A 15715-nucleotide genomic window follows, 5' to 3' on the forward strand; every position below is an offset into this window, starting at 1 on the left:
GCCCTAGACCGGCTTGCCGGCGGTGGCCGTCTCGGCTTCCACCCGTGCGGCGGGCAGTGCGGCATCGTCACTACCTCGCACCGCGTCGCCCGGCTTGTCCAGGCTCGGCTTGTCCAGGCTCGGCTTGTCCAGGCTCGGCTTGTCCAGGCTCGGCTTGTCGGCGCCCGGCCCGTCGTCAACCGGCCCGGCGGCATGGTCGTCCACCAGCGTGGCCTCGTCGAAGGGCAGCTCTCCGGCGAAGACCCGCTCCGCGCGCTCCTTGTCGAACTCCCTGGTCCAGGTGCCGACCAGTACGGTCGCGACCGCGTTCCCGGCGAAGTTGGTGAGGGCGCGGGCCTCGCTCATGAAGCGGTCGATGCCGATGATGAGGCCGACACCGTCGACCAGGGCGGGCTGGTGCGACTGCAGGCCGCCCGCCAGGGTGGCGATGCCCGCGCCGGTGACGCCGGCCGCGCCCTTGGACGCGATGATCATGAAGAGCAGCAAGGAGATCTGCTCGCTGACCGACATCGGCTTGCCCAGCGCCTCGGCGATGAACAGCGAGGACATCGTCAGATAGATCGCGGTGCCGTCGAGGTTGAAGGAGTAGCCGGTCGGCACCGTGATGCCGACCACCGGGCGGCTGACGCCCAGGTGCTCCATCTTCGCGATCAGCCGCGGCAGGGCCGACTCCGACGACGAGGTCGACAGGATCAGCAGGAACTCGCGGCCGAGGTACTTCAGCAGAGCGAAGAGGTTCACACCCGCGACCAGCCGCAGCAGCGTGCCGAGCACCACGACCACGAACAGCGCGCAGGTGAGATAGAAGCCGATCATGATGACCGCCAGCGACTTCAGCGCATCGATGCCGGTCTCGCCGACCACCGCCGCCATCGCCCCGAACGCGCCGACCGGCGCCGCCCACATGATCATCGACAGCACTCGGAAGACCAGCCGCTGGATGTGCCCGACGCCCCGCAGTACCGGCTCGCCCGACTTCCCCAGCGCCTGCACGGCGAAGCCCACCAGCAGCGCGATCAGCAGCGTCTGCAGGACCTGGCCCTCGGTGAAGGACGACACCATCGTCTTGGGGATCAAGCCGAGCAGGAAGTCGACGGTCCCCTCGCTGCCGCCCGCCTGTTTGTGTCCGGCCGCCTTCGCCGCCGACGTCAGGTGGAGGCTGCTGCCGGGGTGCAGCACATTGCCGACCACCAGGCCGATCGAGAGCGCGACCGTCGACATCACCATGAAGTAGCCGAGCGCGAGCCCGCCCACCGCGCCGACCTTGGCGGCCTTCCGTACCGATCCGATGCCGAGCACGATCGTGCAGAAGATGATCGGCGAGATCATCATCTTGATGAGGTTCACAAAGCCGGTGCCCAGCGGCTTGAATTCCTTGGCCACACCGGGCGCGGCCAGCCCCAGCACGGCACCGGCGACGACCGCCGCGATCACTGCCAGATACAGATAATGCGTACGGTCCGTGCGGCTCTGCGCGGTCACGTCTGCCTCCCGAGGTTTCTCGTAACTTCGGTGACTATGCGCGGGCGGGTGACCCACGTCACGTTTGCGTTCATTGAGTTCGCGCCACGGCGTGCACACTGTGGGCATGCCGATAGTCCGGCGCGCACCGGCGCGCCCCCGCAGCCTCGCCGGCCAGCTGTTCGCCATGCAGGTGGTGATCGTCGCTGTCGTCGTCGCGGGGTGCGCGGTGCTGGCCTACGTACAGGCGCACAGCCGCGCCGAGGACGCGGCGGACGGCCGGGTCAGGGCGGCGGCCGTGTCGATCGCCGACTCCCCCGCCGTGCGGCAGGCCGCCCTCGCGGCGCCCGCGACCGACCCGAGCCTGGTGCTCCAGCCGTACGCGGTGCGGGTGGTCGCCGACACCGGGGTGGACTTCGTCACGATCATGGCGCCGGACGGCATCCGCTGGACCCACCCCGACCCGCGCCGGATCGGCGAGCCCTACCTCGGCCACACCGCGCCCGCCCTGCGGGGCGAGACCTTCACCGAGACGTACACCGGCACGCTCGGCCCGTCGGTGCGTGCCGTCGCCCCGGTGCGCGACGGCGTCGGCGGCCGGGTCATCGCGCTGGTCAGCGTCGGCATCACGGTGGAGGCGATCAGCCATGAGGTGAGCGGGCAGCTGACCGCGCTGATCGGCGTCGCTGCCGCCGCGCTCGCGATCGGCGGCCTCGGCACGTACCTCGCCAACGCGCGGCTGCGCCGCCACACCCACGGCATGGCCGCCACCGAGCTGAGCCGGATGTACGACTATCACCAGGCGACCCTGCACGCGGTGCGCGAGGGGCTGATCCTGCTCGACGCCGACCGCCGGGTGGCGCTCTGCAACGACGCGGCCCGCGAGCTGCTCGGCCTCAACGGCGAGGTCGTCGGCGGCTATGTGGACGGCCTCGGGCTGCCGGTGTCCCTCACCGGCGCACTGCTCGCCACCGAGCCCCGCGTCGACGAGGTGCATCTCACCGCCGAGCGGGTCGTGGTCGTCAACACCTCGCCGGTACGCGGCGGAGAGCGGCGCGGCACCGTCGTCACGCTGCGCGACCGCACCGATCTGCAGGCGCTGACCGGCGAGCTGGACTCGGTGCGGGGCTTCGCGGAGGCGCTGCGCTCCCAGGCCCACGAGGCCTCCAACCGGCTGCACACCGTGGTCTCGCTCATCGAGCTGGGGCGCGCGGACGAGGCCGCGGATTTCGCGACCGCCGAGCTGGAGCTGGCCCAGAACCTCACCGACCGGGTCGTCACCGCGGTCGGCGAACCGGTGCTCGCCGCGCTCCTGCTGGGCAAGGCGGCCGAGGCCAATGAGCGCGGTGTCGAGCTGACCGTCACCGAGGACAGCAGGATCGACGACGGCGTCCTGCCCGACGGGCTCGCGGCCCGCGACCTGGTGACGATCCTGGGGAATCTCGTCGACAACGCCCTGGACGCGGCCGTCGAGGGCGCCGGCCGCCCGAAGGTCACGGTCACCGCGCGGACCGAGGGGAACGAGCTGCTGCTCAGGGTCCGCGACACCGGCCGGGGCGTCGAGCCCGAGGCGCTGCGCGAGGTGTTCCGGCGCGGCTGGACGACGAAGAGCGAGGGGCGCGGACTGGGCCTGGCCCTGGTCGAGCAGGCCGCGCGGCGCGGCGGCGGCGCGGTGGAGCTGGGACAGGACGACCGCGGCGGCGCGGTGTTCACCGTACGCATGCCGCTGGTGCAGGAGGCGCGGACATGAACGACAGCGCGAACACGGGCATGAGCGGCTGCATGAACACCGGCCCGGACACTGGTCGGGACACCGGTCGGGACGCGGCTCGGGACACCGGCGTCAGCAGGGTGCTGGTCGTCGAGGACGACCTGATCGCCGCCGCCGCGCACCGCCTGTACGTCGAGCGCGTGCCAGGCTTCACGGTCGTCGGCACCGTGCACTCCGGCGCGGAGGCGCTCCGCTTCTTCCGGCAGCACCCCGTGGACCTGGTGCTGCTCGACCTCCATCTGCCGGACGGGCACGGTCTGCAGGTCGTCCAGGCGATGCGCGCGGCCGGCCACACCGCCGATGTGATCGCGGTGACCTCCGCCCGCGACCTGGGGGTGGTCCGGCAGGCGGTCTCCGCCGGTGTCGTGCAGTACCTTCTCAAGCCGTTCACCTTCCCCGCGCTGCGCGACCGCCTCGACCGGTGGGCGCGGTTCCGCCGTGAGCTGGCCGGGGGCGAGGCCTCGAGCCAGGACGAGGTGGACCGCGCGCTGGCGTCACTGCGCACCCCGGACTCGCCCGTGCTACCGAAGGGGCTGAGCGCTCCGACGCTGGAGGCCGTCACGACGGTGCTGCGCGAGGCGGACGACGGGATCTCGGCGAACGCGGCGGCCTTGGCCGTCGGGGTCTCACGGATCACCGCGCGGCGTTACCTTGAGCATCTGGTCGACACCGGACTCGCGGTGCGCAGTCCGCAGTACGGGCAGGTGGGCCGGCCGGAGCTCAGCTATCGATGGTCTCCCGGGGCCGGCCGGGACGGCCGGGCCGACGGCTGAACGGCCGCTGAACGGCCGCCGAAAGGCCGCCGAAAGGCCGACCGGCCGAAAACAACAGGAAACTTTCCTAACCAATCTCTTGTCGCAGGCATGCCGGACCACTAGCGTTCACGCAGCGTTCCCAGAGCCAACTCCCGTACACGCTAGGAGTTCTCCCGCATGCTCTTCTTCCCCCACAACCGCCGCGGCCGTATCGCGCTGGCCGCGACCGCGGGGCTCGCCGCCGCTGCCGCACTCGGCTCGACCGCCCAAGCCAACCCCGCCCCCGCGCAGGCCGCCGCCGCTCTCCCCAGCGGCATAGCCGCCCCGTACCTCTACCTCGGCTGGGGCACCCCGCCGTCCGCCACGTCGGTCATGTCCGCCACCGGGATCAAGCAGTTCACGATGGCGTTCATGCTCTCCGACGGCGGCTGCAACCCCAAGTGGGACGGAAGCCGCGGCCTGACCGGTGGCACCGACCAGTCGACGATCAACGCCATCCGCGGCGCGGGCGGCGATGTCACCATCTCCTTCGGCGGCTGGAGCGGCAACAAGCTGGAAGAGAAGTGCACTTCGGCCTCCGCCCTGGCCGGCGCCTACCAGAAGGTGATCACCGCCTACAAGCTGAAGTCGATCGACATCGACATCGAGGCCTCGGCGGTCGAGAACGCGACGGTCCGCAAGCGCACCGTCGACGCCCTGAAGATCATCAAGACCAACAACAGCGGCGTGAAGGTCTACCTCACGTTCGGGACCACCCCCACCGGTCCCGACGCCAACGGCAATGACCTGATCAAGAAGGGCGCCGCCGCCGGCCTCGACGCGGACGGCTGGGCGGTCATGCCCTTCGACTACGACCAGGGCGCCGTCGACATGGCCGCCACCACCAAGTCCGCGGTCGACGGCCTGAAGAACTCGGTCGCGAGCGCCTACGGGCTGTCCTCCGACGCCGCCTACCGCAAGGTCGGCTTCTCCTCGATGAACGGCATCACCGACAGCGCGGGCGAGAAGGTCACCCTCGCCAACTTCAAGTCGATGGTCTCGTACGCCACCAGCCACCACCTGGCACGCGTCAGCTTCTGGTCCGTCAACCGCGACCGCAAGTGCGGCTCGGGGACCGACCCGGACGCCTGTAGCGGAATCACCCAGAACAGCTGGGACTTCACGAAGGCGCTCGCCGCCTACACCGGCTGAATGATGAACTCCGCGCCCCGGCCGACAGCCCCGAGCTGTCGCCCGGGGCGCGGTCACGTTCCACCGAAGACTGCGCGCCCGTGCCCACACCATCAGGAGCACGGCGCGTTTGGACGGCGTCCGCATCTCTGAGCCAGTGTCATGCACACGTATTGACCTGACATTCTGACGCCACTTACGGTCTCCGGGCAGCCTGCAGCACCTCCCTTCTGTGCGAAGGAGGACGCAAACGTGCGCCCCACCGCCGTATTCGTCATGGTCGCTGCCCTAGCCGTCACCTCACTGACGGCGTGCGGCAGCGACTCGGGTGACAGCAAGGACACCATCAAGGTCGCCTATCAGCGGTCGACCGACAACAAGGTCCGGGTCATGGACGACTACCTGGATCTGGTGAAGAAACAGCTCGAGAAGGCGAACCCGAAGAAAACCGTCAAACTGCTCCCGATCCAGGCCGCCGAGAACGACTACTACACCAAGATCCAGCAGATGATGCGGTCCTCGAAGACCGCCCCCGACCTGGTCTACGAGGACACCTTCCTCATCAACTCGGACATCAAGGCCGGATATCTGCGGCCGATCGACGACTACCTCAAGGACTGGCCGTCCTGGGCGCAGTTCATCGACACCGCGAAGGCCGCGGCCAGGGCCCAGGACGGCAGGACGTACGGCGTCCCGGACGGCACCGACACCCGCGGCCTGTGGTTCAACAAGGAGATCTTCGCCAAGGCGGGACTCCCGGCCGACTGGCAGCCCAGGAGCTGGAACGACATCCTGGCCGCCGCACGGACCGTGAAGCAGAAGGTCCCGGGCGTCATCCCCCTCAACGTCTACACCGGCAAGGGCCCCGGCGAAGCGGCCGTCATGCAGGGCTTCGAGATGCTGGTCTACGGGACCGGCGCGAATCCGCTCTACGACCCGGCGCGGAAGAAGTGGGTGACGGGCGGCAAGGGCTTCAAGGACGCGCTCGGCTTCGTCCGCACCGTCTACGCGGAGAAGCTCGGGCCCGATGTCTCCGACGCCCTCGACCCGAACGTCGGCACTCGAGTCGCCAGCGAATGGCTGCCCAAGGGCAAGCTCGCCATCGACCTCGACGGCTCCTGGATGGGCAACAACTGGATCAGCACCGGCGGCACCCCCTGGCCCGAGTGGGACAAGGTGCTCGGCCAGACCGCGATGCCCACCCAGAACGGCCGGCCGCCGGGGCAGGTCAGCATGTCCGGCGGCTGGACCTGGGCGATCCCGTCCAAGTCGCACAATCCCTCGCTGGCCTGGGAGTTCATCAAGGTCCTGCAGACGAAGGACAACGCCGCCCAGTACGACATCCGGGCCGCCAACATCGCCGTCCGCAAGGACGTGGCCACCGACCCGGCGTATCTGAAGTCGATGCCGGGCATCGACTTCTTCACCGGCCTCGTCCAGCACACCCAGTACCGCCCCGCGCTCCCCGTCTACCCGCAGGTCTCCACCGCGATCGGCGAGGCGATGGAGGGCGTCACCACCGGGGACTCCTCAGTGGACGATGCCGCCAGCCGCTACGACCAGCGGGTGGGCACCATCGCCGCGGGCGCCGTCACCGGGTCCGCCGGATGAGGAAGACCCGGATGAGGAAGGTATGGCGGGGGCTGCCCATGGCCCCCGCCACGATCCTCCTGCTGCTGTTCCTCGCCGGCCCGATCGCGTACTGCGTGTGGATCTCCTTCACCGACCTCCAGCTGACCGGCCAGTCCGAGTCCCATTTCGTCGGCCTCGCCAACTTCCGGCACGCCTTCGGCGACGACCGCTTCCGCAACGCCGTCGTGCTCACCCTGGTCTTCACCGTCGTGTCGTCGATCGTCGGCCAGAACACCCTCGGCCTCGCGCTCGCCGCCCTGATGCAGCGCGCCTCCAAGCCGGTCCGCACCGTGACCGGCTCCATCGTGATCGCCGCCTGGGTGGTGCCGGAGGTCGTCGCCGGCTTTCTGCTCTACGCGTTCTTCCGCCGCGAGGGCACCTTGAACGTCATCCTGGAACGGCTTCATCTCCCGTCCCAGAACTGGCTGTTCACCCTGCCCATCCTCGCCGTCTCCTTCGCCAACGTCTGGCGCGGCACCGCCTTCTCGATGCTCGTCTACAGCGCGGCGCTCTCCGAGATCCCGGCCGAGATCACCGAGGCCGCCGAGGTCGACGGCGCGACCGGCCGGCAGCGCCTGTGGCATGTCACCCTGCCGATGATCCGCCGTTCCATCGGCACCAATCTGATGCTCAACACCCTGCAGACGCTCTCCGTCTTCGGACTCATCTGGACCATGACCCGAGGCGGTCCCGGCGACCGGAGCCAGACCCTGCCGGTCTTCATGTACGACCAGGCGTTCAAGAACAGCCTCATCGGCTACGGCACCGCCGTGGCACTGCTGTTGCTGCTGGTGGGCGCCCTGTTCTCGCTCCTGTACGTGCGTCTGCTCCGCACGGAGGTCTGACCCGTGATCCGCCGCCGCACCAAGCACCGACTCGCCGCCGACGCGTGCCTCCTCGTCGTCGCCGCGGCCTTCGTGGTCCCGCTGCTCTGGCTCGTGCTCTCCTCCGTGAACGCCGACGCCGGCCTCGCGGTGACGCTCCCCTCCCCCGCCACCCTGGACAACTACGACCAGGTGCTGACGCCCGACATCACCTTCACCCCGATGCTCAACAGCCTGCTGCTGTGCGGCAGCGCCACCCTCGTCACGGTCTGCTGCGCCGCGCTCGCCGCCTACCCGCTGTCCCGGTTCCGGTCCCGCTGGAACCGCCCCTTCATGCTCACCATCCTCTTCTCCACCTGTCTGCCGATCACCGCGATCATGGTCCCGGTCTACGGGCTGTTCGTGCAGGTCGATCTCATCGACACCACGTACGGCACCGCCCTGTTCCTGGCCACCGCCCAACTGCCCTTCGCCATCTGGCTGATGAAGAACTTCATGGACGGCGTCCCCGTCGTCCTGGAGGAAGCGGCCTGGACCGACGGCGCGTCCTCCCTGCAGACGCTGCTGCGCGTCGTCCTGCCCCTGATGGGGCCGGGGGTCGTCGTGGTCACCGTCTTCTCGTTCATCGCCATGTGGGGAAACTTCTTCGTCCCCTTCATGCTCCTGCTCAGCCCCGACCAGCTCCCGGCCTCCGTCAGCATCTTCACCTTCTTCGGCAACTACGGATCCGTCGCCTACGGCCAGCTGGCCGCCTTCTCGATGCTGTACTCGACTCCGGTCGTCCTGCTGTACGTCCTCATCTCCCGCCGCCTGGGCGGCGGCTTCGCGCTCGGCGGCGCGGTCAAGGGGTGAGCCGGGTCAGCCAGGTGAGCCGGGTGAGCCGCTAGGCCGCCGCGCTGTCCCCGGCACTGCGGGCCAGCGCGGCGGCTTCGCCGCGGGTGCCGACACCGAGTTTGCTGAGGATGTTGGCCACGTGGAACTTCACCGTGGACTCGCTGATGTGCAGGTCCTCGGCGATGGCGCGGTTGCGGTGGCCCTGGGCGAGGTGTTCGAGGACTTCGAGTTCGCGGCCGCCCAGGGCGGCGAGCGGGTGGGCGGCGGAGGTGGCGGTGACCGGGCCCAGTGGGACGCTGCCGGTGACCGTGGTGCCCCAGCCCGGGACGGCGTCGAGGACGAGGCGGCCGCCGAGGGCCTTGAGGCGGTCGGTGACGCGGTGCACGGTGAGCGCTTCGGGGGCGAGTGAGCCGGGGCCGTCGTCGCGGACGGTGACGCGCAGGACGTCGTCCTCGATCTGCCAGCCGACATGGATACGGCGCAGGTCGTCCTGTTCGAGCATGGCCAGGACGACAGCGCGGGTGGCGGCGCGAGCCGCGTGCGCCGCGTCGATGGGGAGGGTCCGCTCGGAGTCCGGGGACCGCAGATCGAGCTGGACGGGCCCGTAGCGCACCAGCGGATCCAGTTCGGCGGCGATCCTGGCGAACGCGGCGTCGGCGGGCTCCTCGCTGAGGATCTGCTCCCGGTCGGCCGCCGCACGCAGCTCGATCATGGCCGAGACAGCCAGGTCGGTGGCGGTGCGGCGGGCGGTGGCATCGTCCAGGCTCCGGGAGCGCAGGGTGCCGAGCAGCCCGGAGAGGGTCGCCGCCTGGGCCTCGCCGAGTTCGGCGATGACCCTGGCCCGCTCGCTGGCCGTGGCCCGGGACTGGGCGGCCATCCCGGGGGCGGACTCCGCGGCCCGGTAGTCGAGATGGACGCTGACGAGGTCCCACAGCCGCTGCACGACCCGGACCGCGGCTTCCGGCAGCGGTTCCGTGGGGGTGTCGATGAGCACGAGGAGCGCCCCGTTGGCGCCCACCTCGGCGGAGGCCGCCGCGAAGACCGGCCGGGTGGCGCCCGCCACGACGGCCTCGCCCTGCCACGGCCGCCCGACGGGAACGATGCCGGCCAGCCGGCTCAACTCCGCGCTGGTGATCCGCTCAACGAGCTCCGGCGCTCCCGCGGTCTTCATCGGGTAGTGCGCGCAGTAGCCGGTCAGTTTCGCCGACGCCCGGTGCGGGATCAGGTCCGCCAGTACCCCGGAGAGGCTGGGCAGGGTCTGGCCGAGCGGGGACCGCAGCACTTCCAGTGCCACCGACAGGGCGTGTTCCGGGTCCGTCCAGACGCTGGATTCCATGACGTCCACGGTAGCGGGCCCGGTGCCGGTACCGACTGGTCTTTCGGACAGGTGGGACTGTCCGAAAGGCGGGGCGGGGTTCGGTGCCGCCGGGTCCAGGCTGTGAACACGACGACGAGCCGGATCACCGTCCGGCCCACCCTGAGGAGTGCGTTCCCATGACAAAGGCCATTGCCTTCACCGCTTTCGGCGACGCCGACGTACTGCGGCCCACCGACATCGAGGTGCCCGCTCCCGGACCGGGCCAGGTGCGCCTCGCGGTGCGTGCCGCCGGGGTCAACCCGCTCGACTTCAAGATCCGCAGCGGCTGGATGACCGAGGTCTTCCCCGTGCGGCTGCCGCACGTACCCGGCCTGGAGGCGTCCGGCACCGTGGAGGCGGTCGGCGAGGGCGTGACCGGCCTGGCGGTGGGCGACGAGGTCTTCGGCCCCGTCAACGGCGCCTACGCCGAGCAGTTGGTGGCGGGCGCCGACCGGCTGGCCGTCAAGCCCGCGTCACTGTCCTGGGAGGAGGCCGCGGCGCTGCCCGTCGCCGGCGAGACCGCCTGGCGTGCCCTGGAACTGCTGAACCTGACCGCGGGCGAGACGCTCCTCATACACGGTGCGGCAGGCGGCGTCGGGACCCTGGCGGTGCAGTTCGCCGTGGCCCGCGGCGCCCGGGTCATCGGTACCGCGAGCGAGGCCGGTCACGAGTACCTGCGCTCGCTGGGCGCCATCCCGGTCACCTACGGCGAGGGTCTGGCCGAGCGGGTCCGCGCGCTGACGGACGGACGGGTCGACGCCGTCCTGGACGCGTCAGGGCGGGACGTGCTGGGGGTGTCCGTGGAGCTGGCCGGCGGCCCCGAGCGGGTGGTGACCATCGCGGACGCGCCGGGCGCCCCGGCCCACCAGGTGCGTTTCTCCGGCGGCGGCCCGGGCGAGGACCGTACGGCGGACGCGCTGGCCAACGCGCTGGCCCTGCACGCGGCCGGCTCCCTCCGGCTGCGGATCCACCGCACGTACCCGCTCGGCGACGCCGCCGAGGCGCACCGCGCCAGCGAGCACGGTCACCTCACCGGGAAGATCGTCCTCACCGTCGCCTGAGCGGCGCCGCGGCAACCGCCGGCCGGCGGCACTCCGACTCGGCGGACCGGCGGACCGGCTCAGCGGACCGGCTCAGAACACCGACTCGGCCTCGTCCATCCGGTCGTCGGGGACCCGCTTCAGCTCCACGACCGCGTCCGCGAGCGGCACCATCTCGATCTGGGTGCCGCGCAGGGCGGTCATATGGCCGAAGGCGCCCTTGTGGGCACCTTCGACCGCGTGCCAGCCGAAGCGGTTGGCCAGCACCCGGTCGTAGGCGGTGGGGACGCCGCCGCGCTGGACATGGCCGAGGATGACGGGACGCGCCTCCTTGCCGAGCCGCTCCTCCAGTTCGATGGCGAGCCGGGTGCCGATACCGCCGAACCGCTCGTGGCCGAACTTGTCGACCTCGCCCTTGCCGTAGTCCATGGTGCCCTCGGCGGGGTGGGCGCCTTCGGCGACGCAGATGACGGCGAACTTCTTGCCGCGGGCGAAGCGTTCCTCGACCATCGCGACCAGGTCGGCGGGGTCGAACGGCCGCTCCGGGATGCAGATGCCGTGCGCGCCGCCCGCCATGCCGGACTCCAGGGCGATCCAGCCGGCGTGCCGGCCCATGACCTCGACGACCATGACGCGCTGATGGGATTCGGCGGTGGTCTTCAGCCGGTCGATGGCCTCGGTGGCGACCATGACGGCGGTGTCGAAACCGAAGGTGCGGTCGGTGGCCGAGATGTCGTTGTCGATGGTCTTCGGCACGCCGACGACCGGCATTCCGGCCTCCGACAGCATCTTGGCGGCGGTCAGGGTTCCTTCGCCGCCGATGGGGATGAGGGCGTCGATCCCGTACTGCCGGCACAGCTCCTCGGCGTTGTCGGCGGCCTCGCGCAGCCGGCCGCGCTCCAGGCGCGCGGAGCCGAGGATGGTGCCGCCGCGGGCCAGGATGCCGCTGACCGAGTTGAGGCCGAGCGGACGGTAGCGGCCTTCGAGCAGCCCCACGAAGCCGTCCTCGAAGCCGATGACCTCGTCGCCGTGCCCGGTGAGCGCGCGGTGCACGACCGACCGGATCACGGCGTTGAGGCCGGGGCAGTCGCCGCCTGCGGTGAGGACTCCGATACGCATGGGCTGGATTCTCCTGGGTTGTCACGGGGCGGTGGCTGTACCGTACGGATGCTGCGGGGGGCTCGGGGACCAGTGTGCTCACGTCGGACTCGCCGAACAGCCGGTCCGGTTCGCCATGCTCCATGCCCAGCTCGACACAGGCTGGACCGGCTGCGATGTCCCAGCCCAGCAGCTTCATGCCGAAGCCGTGCGCGACGGCTCCTCCCTCATCACCTTTTTTCACCCTATGGGAACTGTGCGGTGATCTGAACCACCCCGCATCCGCTGGGGGTCCTACGCGGTGTTCAGACCGTGCGCGCGGAACGCCCGCACCCGAGAAGGGTCGAAGGTCACCTCCCCGGGGGCCCTGTGTCAGCAAGCGTCGGCACCAGCGCCGCGTTAGCGTCTTGGGGTAGGCACGAACCGGAGAACAGCGGCAGGGAAAGCGGCGAGAAGCGGCAAGAAGCAGCGATGAGCCAGGCAGCGATGAGCAGCAACCCAGCGCGACGATGGATCGGAGAACGCGCGTGACGCGCAGCGTCTATGTAACGGGGATCGGCCGCGGCGACGGCCGCCAGGTGGTCGAACTTGGGGTGATGGAGCTTCTGACCCGCCAGGTCGACCGGGTGGGCGTCTTCCGGCCGCTGGTCCACAACGGACCCGACCACGTGTTCGATCTGCTGCGCAGCCGGTACCGGCTGACCCAGGACGCCTCCACGGTCTACGGCATGGGATACGAGGCGGCGGCCGCCCTCCAGGCCGAGCAGGGGCGCGATGCGCTGATCTCACGGCTGGTGGACCGTTTCCTCGAGGTCGCGCGGGAGTACGAGGCGGTGCTGATTCTCGGCTCCGACTTCGCAGAAACGAATCTTCCGGCGGAGCTGGGCATCAACGCCCGCCTCGCCAACGAATGCGGCGCCTCCGTGCTGCCGGTGATCGGCGGCCTCGACCAGACGGCCGAATCGGTGGTCGCCGAGGTCCGTAACGCCCATCACGCCTACACCAACCTCGGCTGCGACGTCATCGCCATCGTGGCCAACCGGGTCGACCCGGCGGAGGTCGCCGAGGCCGGCGAGCGGCTCGGCCGCCGGCCCGACGTCCCCGTCTACGTCATACCCGACGAACCCTCGCTGTCGGCGCCCACCGTCGCCCAGATCGTCGAGGCGCTCGGCGCGGAGGTTCTGCTCGGCGACGACGCCGGTCTCTCCCGCGACGCGCTGGACTTCGTCTTCGGCGGCGCGATGCTGCCTGCCTTCCTGCCCGCGCTGACCCCCGGCTGCCTGGTGGTCACCCCCGGGGACCGCGCCGACCTCATCATCGGCTCGCTCGCCGCCCACTCGGCGGGCGCCCCGCCGATCGCGGGTGTGCTGCTCACCCTCGACGAGCGGCCGGGCCCCGACATCCTGGCGCTGGCGGCGCGGCTCGCCCCCGGCACTCCGGTGATCGCGGTGGCGGCCGGCAGCTTCCCCACCGCCGCCGAGCTGTTCACGCTGGACGGCCGGCTCGGCGCGGGCACCCCGCGCAAGGCGGAGACCGCGCTCGGGCTCTTCGAAACCCACGTGGACACCGCCGAGTTGACGCAGCGGCTGTCGGTCGCGCGCAGTGAGCGCGTCACCCCGATGATGTTCGAGCACACCCTGATCGAGCGCGCCCGCGCCGGACGCCGCCGCATCGTGCTGCCGGAAGGCACCGAGGAGCGCATCCTGCGCGCCGCCGAAGTGCTGCTGCGGCGCGGCGTGTGCGATCTGATCCTGCTCGGCGAGGAGGACGTGGTCCGCAAGAAGGCCGCCGACCTGGGCATCAGCCTCGACCAGCCGGGCGCCACCGTCATCGACCCGCAGACCTCACCACTGCGGGAGCGTTTCGCCGAGCTGTACGCGAAGCTGCGCGCCCACAAGAACGTGTCCTACGAGCTGGCCTATGACGTCGTCGCCGACGTCTCGTACTTCGGCACCCTGATGGTGCAGGAGGGCCTGGCCGACGGCATGGTGTCGGGTGCGGTTCATTCCACGGCCGCCACCATCCGACCGGCCTTCGAGGTCATCAAGACCGCTCCCGGCGCGGCGATCGTCAGTTCCGTCTTCTTCATGTGCCTGGCCGACAAGGTCCTCGTCTACGGGGACTGCGCGGTCAACCCCGACCCGGACGCCGAGCAGCTGGCGGACATCGCCATCCAGGCGGCGGCCACCGCAGCCCAGTTCGGCGTGGAGCCGCGGATCGCGATGCTGTCGTACTCCACCGGAACCTCCGGTTCCGGCGCGGATGTCGACAAGGTTCGCAAGGCCACCGAGCTGGTGCGCGAGCGCCGCCCCGATCTGGCCGTGGACGGTCCGATCCAGTACGACGCGGCCGTCGAACCGTCGGTCGCGGCCACCAAGATGCCCGGCTCCGCGGTCGCCGGCCAGGCCACCGTGCTCGTCTTCCCCGACCTCAACACCGGCAACAACACCTACAAGGCCGTACAGCGGTCGGCCGGCGCTGTCGCCGTGGGGCCGGTGCTGCAGGGCCTGCGCAAGCCGGTCAACGACCTGTCGCGCGGCGCGCTCGTCCAGGACATCGTCAACACGGTCGCCATCACCGCCATTCAGGCGCAGGGCGAAGGAGAGACCCAGTGAGCAGCCCCTCCCGCGTCCTCGTCCTCAACTCCGGCTCGTCCTCGGTCAAGTACCAGCTGCTGGACATGGCGGCGGTGCCGGACGGGGACGCGAGGCTCGCCTCCGGGCTGGTCGAGCGGATCGGCGAGGGCGAGGTCGCCGACCACGGCGCCGCGCTGCGGATCATCGCCCAGGAGCTGCGCGAACAGGACCTCGGCCTCGACTCCCCCGCGCTGGCGGCGGTCGGCCACCGGGTGGTGCACGGCGGTACGCGCTTCACGGAGCCGACACTGATCACCGACGACGTCGTCGCGGAGATCGAGAAGCTGGTGCCGCTCGCCCCGCTGCACAATCCGGCGAACATCACCGGTATCAAGGTCGCCCGCGAGCTGCGCCCCGACCTGCCGCAGGTCGCGGTCTTCGACACCGCGTTCCACGCGACGATCCCCGCGCACGCCGCCCGCTACGCGATCGACACCAGAACGGCCGACACGTTCGACATCCGGCGCTACGGCTTCCACGGCACCTCGCACGCCTTCGTCTCCCGGGCCGCAGCGAAGCTGCTCGGCGCGGAGCCTTCGCAGGTCAACGTCATCGTGCTGCACCTGGGCAATGGGGCGTCGGCCTCGGCCGTCGCGGGCGGTGTCTGTGTGGACACCTCGATGGGTCTGACCCCGCTGGAGGGTCTGGTCATGGGTACCCGTTCTGGCGATCTCGACCCGGCGGTAGTCTTCCACCTGGCGCGCGTAGGTGGAATGACGGTGGACGAGATCGACACCCTGCTCAACAAACGCAGCGGCCTGCTCGGCCTGTGCGGTGACAACGACATGCGCGAGATCGGGCGCCGGATGGCCGAGGGCGACCGAGCCGCCCAGCTGGCGTTCGACATCTACATCCACCGCCTGCGCAAATACGTCGGCGCGTACACGGCCGTCCTCGGCCGGGTGGATGCCATCGCCTTCACCGCCGGAGTCGGCGAGAACTCCCCCGCGGTGCGGGAAGCGGCCCTGCGGGGCCTGGACACCTTCGGTATCGAGGTCGACGCCGTGCGCAATGCCGTACGCGGCACCGCACCGCGGCTGATCTCCACCGAGACCAGCCGGGTCGCGGTGGCCGTGGTGCCCACCGACGAAGAGCTCGAGATCGCCCGCGCCACCTATGCACTCGCCCATGGCTGAC

Annotated in this window: 12 protein-coding genes; 9 read left to right on the forward strand and 3 right to left on the reverse strand. The window is 70.6% G+C overall.

The genetic code is table 11. The annotated features are described in order from the left end of the window. Nucleotides 1-3 precede the first annotated feature (3 nt). Nucleotides 4-1482, reverse strand: coding sequence for a cation:dicarboxylate symporter family transporter (locus QMK24_RS07955; RefSeq protein ID WP_283464555.1), 1479 nt, complete (start codon nt 1480-1482; stop codon nt 4-6). A gap of 106 nt (nt 1483-1588) precedes the next feature. On the opposite strand from QMK24_RS07955, the gene QMK24_RS07960 reads away from it, so the two are divergent. The 6 genes from QMK24_RS07960 to QMK24_RS07985 all read left to right on the forward strand — a co-directional run bounded on the left by QMK24_RS07960 (nt 1589) and on the right by QMK24_RS07985 (nt 8465). Further along, nucleotides 1589-3211 (forward strand): sensor histidine kinase, encoded by a 1623-nt coding sequence (locus tag QMK24_RS07960; protein ID WP_283464557.1) that lies wholly within the window; start codon nt 1589-1591, stop codon nt 3209-3211. Nucleotides 3212-3243: 32 nt separating this feature from the next. Continuing rightward, nucleotides 3244-4005, forward strand: a complete 762-nt coding sequence (locus QMK24_RS07965; RefSeq protein WP_283464635.1) for a response regulator — start codon at nt 3244-3246, stop codon at nt 4003-4005. Between the two features lie 159 nt (nt 4006-4164). Then, entirely contained in the window at nt 4165-5178 is a 1014-nt protein-coding gene (locus QMK24_RS07970) for a chitinase (RefSeq protein ID WP_283464558.1), read from the forward strand. Between the two features lie 255 nt (nt 5179-5433). After that, complete coding sequence (locus QMK24_RS07975) at nt 5434-6768, forward strand: extracellular solute-binding protein (protein WP_283464636.1); 1335 nt, start codon at nt 5434-5436, stop codon at nt 6766-6768. Beyond that, on the forward strand, nt 6765-7634 hold the full coding sequence (locus QMK24_RS07980) for a carbohydrate ABC transporter permease (RefSeq protein WP_502962456.1): 870 nt from the start codon (nt 6765-6767) through the stop codon (nt 7632-7634). Before QMK24_RS07975 ends, QMK24_RS07980 begins: the two co-directional genes overlap by 4 nt. A gap of 3 nt (nt 7635-7637) precedes the next feature. Beyond that, nucleotides 7638-8465, forward strand: a complete 828-nt coding sequence (locus QMK24_RS07985) for a carbohydrate ABC transporter permease (protein ID WP_283464561.1) — start codon at nt 7638-7640, stop codon at nt 8463-8465. A gap of 31 nt (nt 8466-8496) precedes the next feature. Here QMK24_RS07985 and QMK24_RS07990 read toward each other — a convergent pair whose 3' ends face one another. Continuing rightward, nucleotides 8497-9783 carry a helix-turn-helix transcriptional regulator gene (locus QMK24_RS07990; RefSeq protein WP_283464562.1) on the reverse strand — a complete coding sequence of 429 codons (1287 nt, stop codon included), beginning with the start codon at nt 9781-9783 and terminating at the stop codon, nt 8497-8499. A gap of 158 nt (nt 9784-9941) precedes the next feature. Here QMK24_RS07990 and QMK24_RS07995 point away from each other — a divergent pair, with 158 nt between their 5' ends. After that, the gene (locus QMK24_RS07995; RefSeq protein WP_283464563.1) at nt 9942-10865 is read left to right on the forward strand and encodes an NADP-dependent oxidoreductase; all 924 of its coding nucleotides are present in this window, start codon (nt 9942-9944) and stop codon (nt 10863-10865) included. A 72-nt stretch (nt 10866-10937) separates the two neighbouring features. Here QMK24_RS07995 and QMK24_RS08000 read toward each other — a convergent pair whose 3' ends face one another. Continuing rightward, entirely contained in the window at nt 10938-11963 is a 1026-nt protein-coding gene (locus QMK24_RS08000; protein WP_283464564.1) for an ATP-dependent 6-phosphofructokinase, read from the reverse strand. A gap of 506 nt (nt 11964-12469) precedes the next feature. On the opposite strand from QMK24_RS08000, the gene pta reads away from it, so the two are divergent. Continuing rightward, entirely contained in the window at nt 12470-14557 is a 2088-nt protein-coding gene (gene pta / locus QMK24_RS08010) for a phosphate acetyltransferase (RefSeq protein WP_283464565.1), read from the forward strand. Further along, nucleotides 14554-15714 carry an acetate kinase gene (locus QMK24_RS08015; RefSeq protein WP_283464566.1) on the forward strand — a complete coding sequence of 387 codons (1161 nt, stop codon included), beginning with the start codon at nt 14554-14556 and terminating at the stop codon, nt 15712-15714. The genes pta and QMK24_RS08015 overlap by 4 nt, the downstream gene beginning before the upstream one ends. Nucleotide 15715 lies beyond the last annotated feature (1 nt).

It is taken from the genome of Streptomyces sp. PH10-H1 (assembly GCF_030063355.1).
Classification (GTDB): domain Bacteria; phylum Actinomycetota; class Actinomycetes; order Streptomycetales; family Streptomycetaceae; genus Actinacidiphila.

What these genes read in the sequence shown, in the direction of transcription:
- QMK24_RS07960 (WP_283464557.1), top strand. Translation starts at nt 1,589, where the DNA reads ATGCCGATAGTCCGGCGCGCACCGGCGCGCCCCCGCAGCCTCGCCGGC.
- QMK24_RS07965 (WP_283464635.1), top strand. Translation starts at nt 3,244, where the DNA reads ATGAACACCGGCCCGGACACTGGTCGGGACACCGGTCGGGACGCGGCT.
- QMK24_RS07970 (WP_283464558.1), top strand. Translation starts at nt 4,165, where the DNA reads ATGCTCTTCTTCCCCCACAACCGCCGCGGCCGTATCGCGCTGGCCGCG.
- QMK24_RS07975 (WP_283464636.1), top strand. Translation starts at nt 5,434, where the DNA reads ATGGTCGCTGCCCTAGCCGTCACCTCACTGACGGCGTGCGGCAGCGAC.
- QMK24_RS07980 (WP_502962456.1), top strand. Translation starts at nt 6,765, where the DNA reads ATGAGGAAGACCCGGATGAGGAAGGTATGGCGGGGGCTGCCCATGGCC.
- QMK24_RS07990 (WP_283464562.1), bottom strand. Translation starts at nt 9,783, where the DNA reads ATGGAATCCAGCGTCTGGACGGACCCGGAACACGCCCTGTCGGTGGCA.
- QMK24_RS07995 (WP_283464563.1), top strand. Translation starts at nt 9,942, where the DNA reads ATGACAAAGGCCATTGCCTTCACCGCTTTCGGCGACGCCGACGTACTG.
- QMK24_RS08000 (WP_283464564.1), bottom strand. Translation starts at nt 11,963, where the DNA reads ATGCGTATCGGAGTCCTCACCGCAGGCGGCGACTGCCCCGGCCTCAAC.